Genomic DNA, 15,122 nt, shown 5'->3' with positions numbered 1-15,122 from the left:
CGCCCGAGGCTCCAACGACTCGATGGCGAGCCGCCGAGCGGCTGCTAGACTCGCGACAACAAAAAGGAGACGACTCCAGATGTGCCTCATCGCATTCGCCTGGCAACCCGGACAGGAAGTCCCGCTGGTACTGGCTGCCAACCGTGACGAGTTCTACGCCCGCCCCACCCAACCCCTGGCCCACTGGCCAGACGCCCCCGGCCTCTACGCCGGCCGCGACCTCGAAGCCGGCGGCACCTGGCTGGGCCTCGGCCCCGACGGCCGCTTCGCCGCCCTGACCAATATCCGCGACCCGCGCCTGCCCCCGGTGGGGCGCTCCCGTGGCGAGCTGTGCGTGCAGTTCCTCAACGGCACGCTGGGCCCGGCCGAGTTCCTCGCCGACGCCCAGCGCCGCGCCGCCGACTACGCCGGCTTCAACCTGCTGGTGGGCGACAGCCGCGAGCTGTGCTTCCTCAACCCCCGCAGCGGCGGGCCGAGAACGCTGGCCGCCGGCATCTACGGGCTGTCCAACGCCGACCTCGACACGCCATGGCCAAAGGTCGAGCGGGCCAAGGCGGCCCTGGCGGAGTGCCTGCAAGGCGTCACCACCGACACCCTGCTCAACCTGATGCACGACCCCGAGGCGGCGCCGGACGCGATCCTTCCCGATACCGGCGTGGGCCTGAACACCGAGCGCATGCTGTCCCCGGTGTTCATCGCCACCCGCACCTACGGCACCCGCGCCAGCACGGCGCTGATCGTTCATGCCAACGGCCGCCGCGAACTGGTGGAGCGCAGCTACGGCCCCCACGGTGAGCAACTGGGGCAGGTGGAGATGGTGCTCTAGGGCAGACCCCTGCCGTGCGCCGGGGATGCCCACGGCACAGCAAGGCACCCGCGCGGGTTGATCGCGGGTGCTGCCATGGGAAGGAAAACGAGATGCAGCGTGGCCAAGCCCCGGAACCGGGGCTCAGGCCTGGATGGTCGCGGCCGGGTTGATCACGCGGCCCAGGCCCAGGTTGCGTAGGGCCAGGTGCAGGGAGCTGTGGATAACCTGCGGGTTGTCGATGCCCATCAGCTGCTCCAGCAGCTCGCGCGCCTTGCTGATGCTGACCTGGCGCAGCAGCCACTTCACCTTGGGCAGGTTGGTGGCGTTCATCGACAGGCTGTCGAAGCCCATGGCCAGCAGCAGGACGGCCGCGGCGGGATCACCGGCCATCTCGCCGCAGATGCTCACCGGCTTGCCTTCGGCGTGGGCGTCGTTGACCACCTTGACCAGCGCCTGCAGCACCGCCGGGTGCAAGTAGTCGTAGAGGTCGGCGACGCGCGGGTTGTTGCGGTCCACCGCCAGCAGGTACTGGGTGAGGTCGTTGGAGCCCACCGAGAGGAAGTCCACCTGGCGCGCCAGCTCGCGGGTCTGGTACACGGCCGCGGGGATCTCGATCATCACGCCCACCGGGGGCATGGGAATGTCGACGCCCTCGTCACGCACCTCGCCCCAGGCGCGGTGGATCAGGTGCAGGGATTCTTCCAGCTCCTGCACGCCGGAGATCATCGGCAGGAGGATGCGCAGGTTGTTCAGGCCTTCGCTGGCCTTGAGCATGGCGCGCACCTGCACCAGGAAGATTTCCGGGTGGTCGAGGGTGACGCGGATGCCGCGCCAGCCGAGGAAGGGGTTGCTTTCCTTGATCGGGAAATACGACAGCGCCTTGTCGCCACCGATGTCCAGGGTGCGCATGGTCACCGGCAGCGGATGGAAGGCGGCGAGCTGCTCGCGGTAGATGGCGAGCTGCTCCTTTTCGCTGGGGAAGCGCTCGTTGATCATGAACGGCACTTCGGTGCGGTACAGGCCGACGCCTTCGGCGCCGCGCTCCTGGGCGCGGGTCACGTCGGCCAGCAGGCCGGTGTTGACCCACAGCGGCATGCGGTGGCCGTCCAGGGTTTCGCAGGGCAGGCTGCGCAGGGCGTCGAGGCCCTTGACCAGCTGGCGCTCCTCCTCGACCACTTCGCTGTACTGCTTACGCAGCTCGGCGGAGGGGTTGGTGAAGACTTCACCGTGGTAGCCGTCGACGATCAGCTCGATGCCGTCGACCTTCGAGTACGGCAGGTCGACCACGCCCATGACCGTGGGCACACCCATGGCGCGAGCGAGGATGGCGACGTGGGAGTTGCCGGAGCCGAGTACCGAAATCAGTCCCACCAGCTTGCCTTCGGGCACTTCGCCGAGCATGGCCGGGGACAGTTCTTCACTGACCAGGATGGTGTTGTCCTGGTACACCAGGTTCTGCTTGCGCTCTTCCTGCAGGTAGGCGAGCAGGCGGCGACCGAGGTCCTTGACGTCGGAGGCGCGCTCGCGCAGGTAGGCGTCGTCCATCAGTTCGAAGCGCTTGACGTGCTCCATCACCACCTGGCGCAGGGCACCCTGGGCCCACTGGCCGGAGCGGATGACCTTCTTTACTTCCAGGCCGATGGAGGCGTCGTCGAGCATCATCAGGTAGACGTCGAACAGCGCCCGCTCCTCGGGGCGCAGCTGGCTGGCCAGCTTGCTGGACAGGCGGCGCATGTCTTCGCGCACGGCTTCCAGGGCCTGCTTGAAGCGTTCGACCTCGGCCTCGATGTCATCGACGGCGCGGTCGGGCACCACTTCCAGGTCGGCCGGCGGCAGCACCACCACGGCGGTACCCACGGCAGCGCCCGGCGCACCGGGCACGCCGACGAACTTGGCTTCCTGGATGCCCTTGCCCTGGCGGCCCAGGCCACGGATCGAACCGGTGGCCTCGGCATGGGCGATGACGCCCGCGAGCTGGGCGCTCATGGTGACGAGGAAAGCTTCCTCGCCCTCGTCGAACTGGCGGCGCTCCTTCTGCTGCACCACCAGAACGCCCATCACCCGGCGGTGGTGGATGATCGGTGCGCCGAGGAAGGAGGCGTAGCGTTCCTCGCCGGTTTCGGCGAAATAGCGATAGCGGGGGTGGTCGGCGGCGTGTTCGAGGTTGAGCGGCTCCTCGCGGGTGCCGACCAGACCGACCAGGCCCTCGTTGGGGGCCATGCTGACCTTGCCGATGGAGCGCTTGTTCAGGCCCTCGGTGGCCATCAGCACGAACCGGTTGGACTCGGGGTCCAGCAGGTAGACGGAGCAGACCTGGCTGCCCATGGCTTCCTTGACCCGCAGCACGATGATCGCCAACGCCGCCTTCAGATCCTTGGCGGCGTTCACTTCCTGGACGATCTTGCGCAGCGTATTGAGCATGGCCTTGTAGCCTTTCTCCGGGTCAGTCTTGCGCCAGCAGGCGCGGGGCTAATTCCTTGAGGGCACGGCGGTAGACTTCTCGCTTGAAGGTCACGACCTGTCCCAGCGGGTACCAGTAGCTGACCCAGCGCCAGCCGTCGAACTCAGGCTTGCCGGTCAGGTCCATGCGAACCCGGTTCTCGTCCGATTGCAGGCGCAGCAGGAACCACTTCTGCTTCTGCCCGATACACAGGGGTTGGCTATGGGTCCGCACCAGACGCTGCGGCAGACGATAGCGCAACCAGCCCCGGGTGCATGCAAGTATTTTCACATCCCGTTCCTCGAGCCCGACCTCTTCGTTCAGCTCGCGGTACAGCGCCTCTTCCGGCGTCTCACGGGGGTTGATGCCCCCCTGGGGGAACTGCCAGGCGTCCTGATTGATACGCCGAGCCCACAGCACCTGCCCGACCTCATTGGCGAGAATGATGCCGACATTGGGGCGAAAACCATCGGGATCGATCACGGCGAACAACCTCGCATACGCATGTTCCGGCATTGTTCCATAAAGCCTGTAAACGCGGCAATGCGGGCTTTTAGCGCAATGGGCAGGCCGGGGAAAAGTGGTTATTCTGGCCGCCCTCCGTAGTTTCGATTCAAGGTAAAAGACGTGCGCCTGGCCCTTTTCGATCTCGACAACACCCTCCTCGGCGGCGACAGCGATCACGCCTGGGGCGACTACCTGTGCGAACGCGGCATTCTCGACGGCGATGCCTACAAGAGCCGCAACGACGAGTTCTACCAGGATTACCTCGCCGGCCGCCTGAACATCACCGACTACCTGAACTTCAGCCTGGAAATCCTCGGCCGCACCGAGATGGCCCAGCTGGAGCAGTGGCACCGCGAGTTCATGCGTGATTGCGTCGAGCCGATCATCCTGGCCAAGGGCGAGGCCCTGCTGGCCGAGCATCGCGCCGCAGGCGACAAGCTGGTGATCATCACCGCCACCAACCGCTTCGTCACCGGCCCCATCGCCGCACGCCTGGGGGTCGAGACCCTGCTGGCCACCGAATGCGAGATGGAGAACGGCCGCTACACCGGGCGCACCACCGACGTGCCCTGCTTCCGCGACGGCAAGGTCACCCGCCTGGAGCGCTGGCTCGCCGAAACCGGCCTGAGCCTGGAAGGTGCCAGCTTCTACAGTGATTCGCTCAACGACCTGCCGCTGCTGGAGCGGGTGACCCGCCCGGTGGCGGTCGACCCCGACCCCAAGCTGCGCGCCGAGGCCGAGCGTCGCGGCTGGCCGGTGATCTCCCTGCGCTGAGCCGCCTCAGAGCGAGAGCGGCTTGGCCACCATCAGGAAGAAGATGCCGACGAAGGCGATGAAGGCCGGCCAGCCCAGGATGAACCAGACCTTCATATAAAGGTGCGCCCTGGCCGGCAGCTCCCCGCCGTCGGCCAGCGCATCGCGCGCCATGTCGCGCACGCGGATCTGCAGCCACACCACCGGCAACCAGCAGAGCCCGGCGAACACGTACAGGCCCACGCTCCACAGCAACCAGACCTGGTTCAACGGCCAGCCCGCCAGCTTGGCCAGGGCCAGGCCGCTGAACGGCTGGAACACCGCGGTGGTGGCGATGAACAGCCAATCGGCGGTGACCAGGTGGCGGAAGGTCACGGCGATCACCTCCAGCCGCTGGCTGCGCCAGGCGCGCAGGGCGTAGTAGGCCGAGCCCAGCCCGGTGCCGAACAGCAGGGTGGAGGACATGATGTGCAAGGTCTTCAGCAGCAGGTACAGGCTCATCCGGTTTTCCGTTGCGAGGGCTCCAGCCACAGCACCCAGAGGGTGGCGACCATGAGCACGAGGTTCTTGCCGACCGCAGCATAAGGGTCGGCCCAGTAGTGCGGAAGCAGCAGGCTGATCAGCAGCGTATAGGCCAGCATCAGGCCCAGCTGCGCGAGCAGCGCGTGGCGCCGCCAACGCCGCAGCAGCAGGCCGATGCCCAGCAGCCCATCCAGCAGCGCGCCCCCGACCACTGCCAGCTTGGCCAGCAGGCCGTGCACGCCCATTTCCGCCATGATCCTCAGCCCCCAGTCGAAACCGGGGCCGAGGCAGACCAGCGCGGTGCCCAGCCAGATCAAGGCCAGGACGATGATCATCGAGGGGTGCAGCCAGCCGTTCACGGCACGGGCCTTCTGCGGCCAGGTCGAATCCAGGCGCTGGTCGAGCCGCGCCGGGCGATAGCCGCCGAGCTGCTCCAGCGGCGCGGCGTCGCCCAGGTTGTCCCGCTGTGCCAGCTCCAGCAATTGCGGATCGAGCAGGTGCAGGCGCGCGGCGACGCCCGCCAGCGCTCCCGGTAGCTGGAGGTAGCGCGCCGGGCCCCAGCCCAGGCCCGCGCGCAGGCGGTCGAGCAACTCGCCCTGGGTCAGCGCCTCGGGCCCGACCAGCTCCAGCACCTGCGGCTGTTCCGGCCAGCGCCGCAGCAATGCCAGCACCGCACCGACCAGGTCGTCCACATGCAGCGGCATGCTTCGCGCGCGGGTGTCCAGCAGGGGCGCCAGCGGCAGGGGCGCGAGTCGCTCCAGCCAGGCGCTGCTGGCCCCGCCTTCGCCCAGCACCAGGGAGGGTCGCAGCACCACGGCGGGACTGCCCAGGGCCAGCAGGTGAGCGTCCGCCCGTGCCTTGCTGGCGAGGAAGGGCACCTCGCAGTCCCCGGCCCCGAGGGCGGAAAGCTGCAGCACCGCCGCGCCGTGGCGGGCGGCAAGGTCGAACAGGGCACAGGCGCCATCGGCCTGCACACGGGCCTGGCGCGCCAGGTCGCTGTCCAGCACGCCGGCGGCGTTGATCACCAGGTCGATGCCATCGGGCCAGGGGAAGAGCTCGGGCTTTTCAGCCAGGCGCTCCAGGTCCAGCGGCTGCCAGACGACGCCGGGCAGCTGCGGCCCGGTGCCCGAGCGGGAGGTGGCGACCAGGCTGTGGCCGCCGGCAGACAGGGCTCGCAGAAGGTGACGACCGATAAAGCCGCTGGCACCGACCAGCAGGATACGCCTGGCCAAGCTCAGGCCGGCTTGGCCAGGGTCAGCACGAGGATGATCAGCAGCAACAGGAAGCCGACCGCGCCGTAGCCCAGGCTGAAACCAAGGAAGCGGCTGCGCGGGGCCGCGCTGGGCGCATCCCCGGCATGCAGCACCAGCAGGCGCCGGGTGAAGGCCAGCCAGGCGATGCCGGCCAGCAGGTAGAGGATGGCGCTGCCCAGCACCCAGGTCAGGCCGAAGGGAATCTCCGCCAGGGCCAGCAGCCACCAGCCGGTGATCGGCAGGGCCACGCCCAGGGCCAGCAGCGCCGGCACGCCGAACAGCACGGACTGGCGCAGGCTCGGTGCCCAGCCACGCAGGCCGCCGTGCCAGGCACGCAGCACGAACCACAGCAAGCCGCCGGCGACGACGAACAGGAGGAAGGTCAGCAAGCCGTGAAGTATCTGCAGCATCAGGTAGTCATCCATTCCTTTTCACTCCATCCGGGCGACGAGCAGAGTGTAGATGGCCGCCATCGCGGGCGGCCGCCGCCGTCAACCGAGGAACAGCCGATAGGCCGGGTTGTCGCTCTCGTCCCAATAGGGGTAGCCGATCTCTTCCAGCGCCGCGGGGATCAGGTGGCGCTCGTCCGCCGGCACCTGCAGCCCGGCCACCACGCGACCGTCGGCGGCGCCGTGGTTGCGGTAGTGGAACAGGGTGATGTTCCAGCGCCCGCCCAGCTTGTTGAGGAAGTTGAACAGCGCGCCGGGGCGCTCGGGGAATTCGAAGCGGAAGACCGACTCGTCCTCCACCCGCGCCGCGTGGCCGCCGACCATATGGCGGATGTGCAGCTTGGCCAGTTCGTTGTCGGTCAGGTCCAGCACCGGGAAGCCCTGGTCGCGCAGGCTCTGCACCAGCACCTCGCGCGGGTCGTTCTCCGGGTGGGTCTGCACGCCGACGAAGATGTGCGCCTCGGCATCGGTGTTGTAGCGGTAGTTGAATTCGGTGATCTGGCGCTTGCCGATGGCCTCGCAGAAGGCCTTGAAGCTGCCCGGGCGCTCGGGGATGGTCACGGCGATGATCGCCTCGCGCTTCTCGCCCAGTTCGGCACGCTCGGCCACATGGCGCAGGCGGTCGAAGTTGATGTTGGCGCCGGAATCGATGGCCACCAGGGTCTGCCCGCTGCTGCCTTCGCGCTCCACGTACTTCTTGATCCCGGCCACGGCCAGGGCGCCGGCGGGCTCGGTGATGGAGCGGGTGTCGTCGTAGATGTCCTTGATCGCCGCGCAGATCTCGTCGGTGCTGACGGTGATCACCTCGTCCACGTGCTTGCGGCAGATGTCGAAGGTGTGCTGGCCGATCTGCGCCACGGCCACGCCGTCGGCGAACAGCCCGACCTGGCCCAGCACCACGCGCTCGCCAGCGGCCATGGCGGCCTGCAGGCAGTTGGAGTCGTCCGGCTCGACGCCGATCACCTTCACCTCGGGGCGCAGGTACTTCACGTAGGCGGCGATGCCGGCGATCAGGCCGCCGCCGCCCACCGGCACGAAGATGGCGTCCAGGCGCCCCGGGTGCTGGCGCAGGATCTCCATGGCCACGGTGCCCTGGCCGGCGATCACGTGCGGGTCATCGTAGGGGTGGATGTAGACGAAGCCCTTCTCGTCCACCAGCTTCAGCGAATAGGCCAGCGCCTCGGGGAAGGCGTCGCCGTGCAGCACCACCTTGCCGCCCCGGGCGCGCACGCCCTGGACCTTGAGCTCGGGGGTGGTGCGCGGCATCACGATGGTCGCCTTGATGCCCAGCTCGCGGGCCGCCAGGGCCAGGCCCTGGGCGTGGTTGCCGGCCGAGGCGGTGACCACGCCGCGCGCCAGTTCCTCGGCGCTGAGCTGCGCCAGCTTGTTATAGGCGCCGCGAATCTTGAAGGAGAACACCGGCTGCAGGTCCTCGCGCTTGAGCAGCACCTGGTTGCCGAGGCGTTCGGACAGGCGCAGCGCGGGTTGCAAGGGGGTTTCCACCGCCACGTCATAAACGCGCGAGGTGAGGGTCTTCTTCACGTAGTCTTCGAGCATCACGGCTTCACTGGCGGGGCTTGCGGGGATGGGCGAGTCTACCCCAGGGCTTCGTCGCCCGACCACAGAGAATGCGGGGTTTTGCCGCGCTGAACGGCTATAATCCGCGCCCTCGCATTTCCTTTCATACGTGGACCACCAGCATGACCCAGGACCAGCTCAAGCAGGCAGTCGCCCAGGCCGCAGTCGACCATATACTCCCGCTGCTCGACAGCAAGAGCGTCGTCGGCGTCGGCACCGGCTCGACCGCCAACTTCTTCATCGACGCCCTGGCTCAGCACAAGATGGCCTTCGACGGCGCGGTCGCCAGCTCCGAAGCCACCGCCCAGCGCCTCAAGGGCCACGGCATTCCGGTCTATGACCTGAACGCGGTGGACGCCCTGGAGTTCTACGTCGACGGCGCCGACGAGAGCGACGCGCACCTGAACCTGATCAAGGGCGGCGGTGCCGCCCTGACCCGCGAGAAGATCGTCGCCGCCGTGGCACGCACCTTCATCTGCATCGCCGACGGCAGCAAGCTGGTGCAGGTGCTCGGCGCCTTCCCGCTGCCGGTGGAAGTCATCCCCATGGCCCGCAGCCACGTGGCGCGCCAGCTGGTGAAGCTGGGCGGCGACCCGGTCTACCGCGAAGGCGTGGTCACCGACAACGGCAACATCATCCTCGATGTGTACAACCTCTCGATCACCGACCCGGTGACACTGGAGGCGCAGATCAACGCCATCGTCGGCGTGGTCACCAACGGCCTCTTCGCCGCCCGCCCCGCCGACCTGCTGCTGCTCGGCACTGCGGAAGGCGTGAAGACGCTGAAGGCCTGACCCTCGGGCGGCCCCGTTCGCGGGCCGCTCACTCCCCCGCCGGCTTGCTGAACCTGTAGAACAGGTTCGGCTCGCTGACCAGGTACAGATTCCCCTCGTTATCCATCGCCACGCCCTCGGCCTGGGGCACGCTGCGTTTCAGGCCGTGCATGCCGCGCAGCAGCGACAGGCTGCTGATGGGCTTGCCGTCGGCGTTGATCTCCAGCACCAAGCGTGACTCGTCGGACAGCGCCAGCAGGTGGCCGCTGCGGTCATCGTATTGCAGGCTGGAGAGGTCGCGGACGAAGAGCCCGGCATCACGCTCGGGGTCGTCCACCACGTGCACCGCGAAGGGCTTGTCCGGGTTGCTGTGGGGGAAGCCGTGGATCTCGTAGATGCGCACCGGGTCGCGCTCCTTGGCCACGAACAGGCGCTGGCCGGCAGGGTCGTAGGCCAGGCCCTCGAAACCCTTGTTGCCGTTCAGACCGATGCCCAGGGACAGTTGCTGCGATTCGCTGGCGTCCAGCTGTTGGGTGTCCTCTTCCAGGCGCACCTTGACCAGGCGTTGTAGGCGCTCGTCGGTGATGACGTAGACGCCCTTGCTGACGTACTCGATGGCTTCCGGGTCGCCGAAGCCCTGCAGGTCGATGCGCCGGACTATATGGCCGTCCAGGGACATTTCGATGATCTGCGGGCGCTGGTTGGTGACCGTCAGCAGGCTGTGGCGGTCCGGGTCATAGGTGAGGGCCGAGACATCGTCGTCCAGCCCCTCGATGGGCTGCGCCTCGAGGGTTACCCGGTAGTCCGGCAGCCAGATCGAACGTTCGCGCCATTCCGAGGCGTGGCGCCATTCTTGCACTATGAACCAGCCACGCTCGAACAGGCGGAACTCCTGTGCGGCGATGCCGAGCACCAGCAGCACACAGAACAACAGGCCGGAAACCAGCCAACGGGGAGTCAGGAAGGATCGCATCGGGTCAAACTCTGGGATTCAGGGGCGCGCCGAGAATACAAGAGTGCGCCATTCTGATGCCTGAATCGAAACTTAATGCACAGGCCCATGCATTCTCCCGGCACCCCACCGTTACCAAAGGGGACGAACCATGGCGGCGCCATTGCTACCCGAACGGGTCATGACCACCCTGCACACCATCGCCCTGGCGGTGGAGAGCCTGGCCGAGGAAGTACCGCGCCCGCGCCTGCTCGACGGCAGCGGCGTGGCCTGCAGCGACCTCGACACCCCGGACAAGCTCATCAGCCACGCCCAGGAGCTGCGGGTGTTCGCCAACGCCCTGAGCTGCACCCGCGACCCGGCGCTGGGCCTGTCCCTGGGCCTGCGCATGCACGTCTCGGCCTACGGCATCCTCGGCTACACCATGCTCGCCAGCCGCACCCTGCGCGATGCACTGAACATCGCCCTGGCCAACGCCTCGCTGCTGGGCAGCTACTTCACCCTTACCCTGGAAGAGGACGGCGCCGAGGCCCGCCTGGTCGCCACCGGCTACCGCTACGCGCCGGAGCTGATGGTGTTCAACAGCGAGCTGTGCCTGACCTCGCTGCTCACCGTGATCCAGGACCTGCTCGGCGAAGCCGTGCGCCCGCGCCGGGTACGCCTGCCCTACCGGCCGCCCCTGCACGCGGCGGCCTACACGGAGAAGCTGGGCTGTCCGGTGGATTTCGGCGATTCGCGCACGGCCCTCTGCTTCAACGCCGCACTGCTCGACCGCCCCCTGCCCCTGGCCGACCCGGTGACCTGCCACCACGGCCTGCAGCAGTGCCAGAAGCTCGATGCCCAGCTGACCAGCCGCCACGACGTGCTCGACCAGATCCGCGAGCACCTGGCCGGGCACCTGAGCGAGGCCAGCAACCTGGATCGCGTGGCCCGCAGCCTGCACCGCTCCGAGCGCACCCTGCGCCGCCACCTGCAGCGCCTCAACACCAGCTACCAGCGCCTGCTGGACGAGGTGCGCTACGACAAGGCGCGCCAGTTGCTGCTGCAGACCGACCTGCCCATCTACCTGATCGCCGAGCAGCTCGGCTACGCCGAGACCGCCAGCTTCCGCCACGCCTTCCAGCGCTGGAGCGGCCAGCCGCCGAGCCAGTACCGGCGCTGAACCGAGCGCTTCAGCGGTAGTAGGCGTCCCACAGCTTGTTGCGGAACTTGCCGGTCGGGTCCACCCGCTGCTTGAGGGCGAAATACTCCGGCGCCCGCGGGTAGGCGGCGAGGAACTGCTCGCGGGTGGCGTGGATCTGGTACGGCAGGTAGTAGGTGCCGTCGCTGGCCAGGGCCGCGTCGATCAGCTCCCGCGTCCAGGTGCCCACCGCCGCGCGCGCCTCCTCCGAGGTGCCCTGGCGGTAATAGAGCACCAGGGCGAAGGTGTCCCCCCGGGACCAGGCCAGCAGCGTGCCCGGGTCCGCCTTGGCATGGCGGATGGAGATGTTCGCCACCTTCACCCCGTGCTTCTGCAGCACGTCGCGCATCCGGGCGATGAACACCTCCAGCTGAGCCTCGGGCACGAAGTATTCCTGCAGCACATAGCTGTAGTCGGCCCCGGAGATGGGTTGCAGCTCGCGCACATCGAGGCTGGCCTCGTGGTTGCGCCACTGCACCTGCTCGCCCCGGAAGTTCAGCGGGTCGAGCACCGCCTCGCGCAAGACGGCGCCGCTCTTGCTGGAGGCCGCACCGAGCGCGGCGCGCATGACCTTGTAGTTGCGCCCGGCATCCACCAGCCGTTCTTCCACCGTGAGCGGCGCATCGGTGCGCAGGTAGGAAACCGCGCGCACCGTCCTGTAGTCGTCGGTGTAGAGGATGCCGTTGTGCATGACCATGTCCGGGTTGCCCCGCACCTGCTCGGCGAAGAAGCGCCGGTATTGCTCCACCGGCATCACCTCGGTGCGGCGCGCCAGGCGGGTGTTCTCGGTCAGCGCCAGGGTCGCTTCGGCGATCACGCCGATACCGCCATAGCCACCGATGGCGCCATAGAAAAGCTCGCTGTTCTGCGTGGGGCTGGCCTCCACCATGCTGCCGTCGGCCAGCACCAGCAGGATGGACTTCACCGCCAGCACCAGCGGCCCCTGGCCGACATAGCGGCCATGGGCGTTGACGCTCAGGGAGCCGCCCACGGTGAAGTTGGCGTAGGACTGCATGATCTGCGGCGACAGGCCGTGGGGGTCGATGTACTCGAGCACCTGCCGCCAGGTGATGCCCGCCTGCACGCGAAGGGTCTTCTGCTGGGGATCGAAGGCGAGCACCCGGTTGAAGCTGCGCATGTCCAGTTGCAGCGCACGTTCGGTGGCGGTCTGCCCGCCCATGCTGAAGCGCCCGCCGCCAATGGCGATGGGGCCATCGTGTTCACGCACGGCGCGGCTGATCTCGTCCAGGGTGGTGGGCGCCAGCACCCGCTCCACCTCGATGGGGTTGAGGCCGGTGACGTCGTTGACGGTTTCGCCGGCCAGGGCGGGCCCCGCCGCCAGCAACAGGAGCAGCAACAGTCTGTACATGGGGAAATCCTTCTCCGTGGTTCGCTTGCACCGTGCAGGCCCCAGGACCGGCACGGTTTGCATCAGGGCCTGGGTACCAGCTTCAGCGTGCCCTGGGTGTTGGCGTTCACATCCTCTTCGCTCATGTGCATGGGCACGTACTCGCCCTCGACGTAGCGCTTGGCCTGGTCGTCGTAATGGCGGTCGAAGACCACGCCGCTCTGCCCCACCGGGTTGATGCCGATGCCGTGGGCCGGGTCGGCCATGTCGATCAGGCGGCGGGTCGAGGGGCCATAGGCCACTTCCCAGGGTGCCGGGCCAACACGGTTGGACAGGTTGTTGGGCACCTCGTGGCCACCGGGGGCGGCGAAGGGGCCGACGTTGAACAGCTTGTCCAGGGGCTTCTGCATGCCCAGCGGGTGCCCGTGGGTGAGCGTGTGAGCGCGGCCCCAGGCCCATTTGGCGCTGTCGTCGCCGAGGGTCTTCTTCAGGTGGGCGAGGCTCGCCTGCCAGGCAGCCTTGACGGTGTCGGCGCGGGTTTCGCGGGCATCGGTGCTGCGGTCGTCCCACCAGGGCGAGTCGGCGTCGGCGGCCAGGCGCGGCAGGGCCACGTCGAGCACGCGGGTGGACAGCAGGCTATCGAAGAAGGCATCGCCCAGCTCGTCATGGAAGGCGCTGCGGGCCAGCTCGTAGACCAGCTGTTCGGCGACGGTGGCGGCGGTGGAGTCCAGCGGGTGGTCACCCTGCCAGGCGGCGAGCTGGTCCACCAGGGCACGCTCGGCATCGTCCGCCGCGGCGGCCCGCAGGTCGCCCAGCAGCGGGGCGAGCAGGCGCGGGCCGTAGCCGGTGGCGGTTTCCAGCTGCAGCGCGCGGCTGTTGTCCTGGTCCCACTTCACGTCCTTCTGCGCCAGCAACTGGTCCAGGCGCTGGCCGCGGTCCGGCAGGTTGTAGTAGCCGGGGATGGCGACACCGGTGGGCGACAGCGGCTGGAAGTTGGCCGAGACGATGTAGCCGCGCTCCGGGTTCTCCTCATGGGGGTTGGCGCTGAAGGGCAGGTAGCCGGGCTTGTCCGCCTCGGCGCTGCTGCCGTCGAGGATGAAGGCGGGGTTAACCCCGTCCGGGCGCTGCGGCAGCTTGGCCGAGGCCCACCAGCCGATGTCGCCGGCGGCGTTGGCCCAGACCACGTTGAGGCCGGGGGCGTGGATCTTCTCGGCAGCGCTGCGGGCCTTGTCCAGGGTGTCGGCGCGGTTCAGCTGGTAGAAGGCGTCGAGGATGGGGTTCTCGGTTTCGAGGAAGGCCCACCACATGGCGATGGGCGTCTTGCCGGGGGTGGCACCGAGGGCGTCGTTGACGATGGGGCCATGGGGCGAACGGCGCAGGGTCAGCTTCACCGGCTCGGCGTCCTTGACCTGGATGGTCTCCTCGCGGCTCTGCATGTCGACCCACTGGCCCTGGTACCAGACCTGGTTGGGGTTGTCCGGGTTGACCTTCTCGGCGACCAGGTCGAGGTCGTCGTTCTGGAACATGGTCAGGCTCCAGGCGAACTGCCCGTTGTGCCCCAGGGACGCGGTGGGGTTGAGCGCCTGGTAGTGACCGTAGAGCTCGAAGCCGGGGTAGGAGGCCTGGGCCTCGTACCACACCGCCGGCACGGCGAAGCGGATGTGCGGGTCGCCGGCCAGCAGGGGCTTGCCGCTGGCGGTGCGGCTGCCGGACACGGCCCAGGCGTTGCTGCCCTCGAACTGCGGCAGGCCGGCTTCCACCAGGGCCTGGTGGCTGAGGCGGGCGAGGCCGTTGAGGGCCTGCCAGTCGCTGGCGGCGAGCTTCTGCCCGACCACGCCCTCGGGGTGCCAGTCGAGGTCGAAGACCTTGAGGTAATCGGCGCCCAGTTCGTCACGCACATAGGTCAGCACCGGCTCGGTGCGGAAGGCAGCGGCAAAGCTGTAGGCCATGTAGCCGGCGACCGAGAGGGTGTCTTCCACCGTGAAGGGGCGCTTGGGGATGCCCAGCAGGTCGAACTCCACCGGCGCCGGGCGGCTGTCCTGGTACTGGTTGATGCCATCCAGGTAGGCGGCCAGCGCCTTGGCGGAGGGGCTGTCCATGCCCATCTTCTTCGCGTAGACGGCGGCGTGCTGGCGCAGCTCCAGGGTGCGGAACAGGCGGTCGGTGTCCACCAGGCGGGCACCCAGCACCTCGGCCAGCTCGCCACGGGCCAGGCGGCGCAGCATTTCCATCTGGAACAGGCGGTCCTGGGCATGCACGAAGCCCAGGGCGCGGTACATGTCGGCCTCGTTGGCGGCCTGGATGTGGGGCACGCCACGCTCGTCATAGCGGACGCTGACCGGGGCCTGCAGGTGGGCGATGGCCAGTTCGCCGTCGCGCAGGGGTTTCTTGCTCTGGGCGTACCAGGCGCCACCGGCGGCCACGGCGGCAACCACCACGGCAAGGACAGTCAGGGTGCGTTTCATGAAGGGATTCTCCTTGTTCTAGTGCCTGGCATTTTCCTCAGCGCCATGGAACTCGGCATTGACCAAATACCGCAGAGCTGAAAGTCTTCGGTCA

At 68.1% G+C, this 15,122-nt stretch carries 13 protein-coding genes; 4 read left to right on the top strand and 9 right to left on the bottom strand.

The genetic code is table 11. The features are described from left to right. Positions 1–79: 79 nt before the first annotated feature. Positions 80–826 (top strand): NRDE family protein, encoded by a 747-nt coding sequence (locus PI990_RS01835; protein WP_271659673.1) that lies wholly within the window; start codon positions 80–82, stop codon positions 824–826. Between the two features lie 123 nt (positions 827–949). Here the strand turns inward: PI990_RS01835 and ptsP are convergent, their stop codons facing one another. Then, positions 950–3,229 (bottom strand): phosphoenolpyruvate--protein phosphotransferase, encoded by a 2,280-nt coding sequence (gene ptsP, locus PI990_RS01830; RefSeq protein ID WP_263401620.1) that lies wholly within the window; start codon positions 3,227–3,229, stop codon positions 950–952. A 22-nt stretch (positions 3,230–3,251) separates the two neighbouring features. Then, positions 3,252–3,731, bottom strand: a complete 480-nt coding sequence (locus PI990_RS01825) for an RNA pyrophosphohydrolase (RefSeq protein ID WP_081672122.1) — start codon at positions 3,729–3,731, stop codon at positions 3,252–3,254. A gap of 144 nt (positions 3,732–3,875) precedes the next feature. Between PI990_RS01825 and PI990_RS01820 the strand changes: the two genes are divergently transcribed. Next, complete coding sequence (locus tag PI990_RS01820) at positions 3,876–4,529, top strand: HAD family hydrolase (protein ID WP_021218304.1); 654 nt, start codon at positions 3,876–3,878, stop codon at positions 4,527–4,529. A gap of 6 nt (positions 4,530–4,535) precedes the next feature. On the opposite strand, the gene PI990_RS01815 is transcribed toward PI990_RS01820, so the two are convergent. From PI990_RS01815 to ilvA, 4 genes are all read right to left on the bottom strand, one after another. Next, positions 4,536–5,009 carry a DUF2269 family protein gene (locus PI990_RS01815; RefSeq protein ID WP_021218303.1) on the bottom strand — a complete coding sequence of 158 codons (474 nt, stop codon included), beginning with the start codon at positions 5,007–5,009 and terminating at the stop codon, positions 4,536–4,538. Next, on the bottom strand, positions 5,006–6,262 hold the full coding sequence (locus tag PI990_RS01810) for an SDR family oxidoreductase (RefSeq protein ID WP_271659672.1): 1,257 nt from the start codon (positions 6,260–6,262) through the stop codon (positions 5,006–5,008). The genes PI990_RS01815 and PI990_RS01810 overlap by 4 nt, the downstream gene beginning before the upstream one ends. Before the next feature lie 2 nt (positions 6,263–6,264). Continuing rightward, complete coding sequence (locus PI990_RS01805; RefSeq protein WP_271659671.1) at positions 6,265–6,708, bottom strand: DUF2269 family protein; 444 nt, start codon at positions 6,706–6,708, stop codon at positions 6,265–6,267. Between the two features lie 66 nt (positions 6,709–6,774). Further along, positions 6,775–8,289, bottom strand: a complete 1,515-nt coding sequence (gene ilvA / locus PI990_RS01800; RefSeq protein WP_271659670.1) for a threonine ammonia-lyase, biosynthetic — start codon at positions 8,287–8,289, stop codon at positions 6,775–6,777. Positions 8,290–8,432: 143 nt separating this feature from the next. Between ilvA and rpiA the strand changes: the two genes are divergently transcribed. Then, a complete protein-coding gene (gene rpiA, locus PI990_RS01795) occupies positions 8,433–9,104 on the top strand; it encodes a ribose-5-phosphate isomerase RpiA (RefSeq protein ID WP_271659669.1) in 672 nt (223 codons plus the stop codon). Positions 9,105–9,132: 28 nt separating this feature from the next. On the opposite strand, the gene PI990_RS01790 is transcribed toward rpiA, so the two are convergent. Further along, positions 9,133–10,056, bottom strand: coding sequence for an SdiA-regulated domain-containing protein (locus tag PI990_RS01790; RefSeq protein WP_043245807.1), 924 nt, complete (start codon positions 10,054–10,056; stop codon positions 9,133–9,135). 160 nt (positions 10,057–10,216) lie between these two features. On the opposite strand from PI990_RS01790, the gene PI990_RS01785 reads away from it, so the two are divergent. Continuing rightward, positions 10,217–11,197 carry an AraC family transcriptional regulator gene (locus tag PI990_RS01785; protein WP_021218297.1) on the top strand — a complete coding sequence of 327 codons (981 nt, stop codon included), beginning with the start codon at positions 10,217–10,219 and terminating at the stop codon, positions 11,195–11,197. A 10-nt stretch (positions 11,198–11,207) separates the two neighbouring features. Here PI990_RS01785 and PI990_RS01780 read toward each other — a convergent pair whose 3' ends face one another. Together PI990_RS01780 and PI990_RS01775 are read right to left on the bottom strand one after the other, a co-directional pair. After that, a complete protein-coding gene (locus tag PI990_RS01780; protein ID WP_271659668.1) occupies positions 11,208–12,584 on the bottom strand; it encodes an FAD-binding protein in 1,377 nt (458 codons plus the stop codon). 62 nt (positions 12,585–12,646) lie between these two features. Further along, on the bottom strand, positions 12,647–15,028 hold the full coding sequence (locus PI990_RS01775; protein WP_271659667.1) for a penicillin acylase family protein: 2,382 nt from the start codon (positions 15,026–15,028) through the stop codon (positions 12,647–12,649). Positions 15,029–15,122 lie beyond the last annotated feature (94 nt).

Origin of the sequence: Pseudomonas sp. TUM22785, from assembly GCF_028198105.1 — a bacterium.
Classification (GTDB): domain Bacteria; phylum Pseudomonadota; class Gammaproteobacteria; order Pseudomonadales; family Pseudomonadaceae; genus Metapseudomonas; species Metapseudomonas solani.
This window is presented reverse-complemented; position numbering and strand designations above follow the sequence as displayed.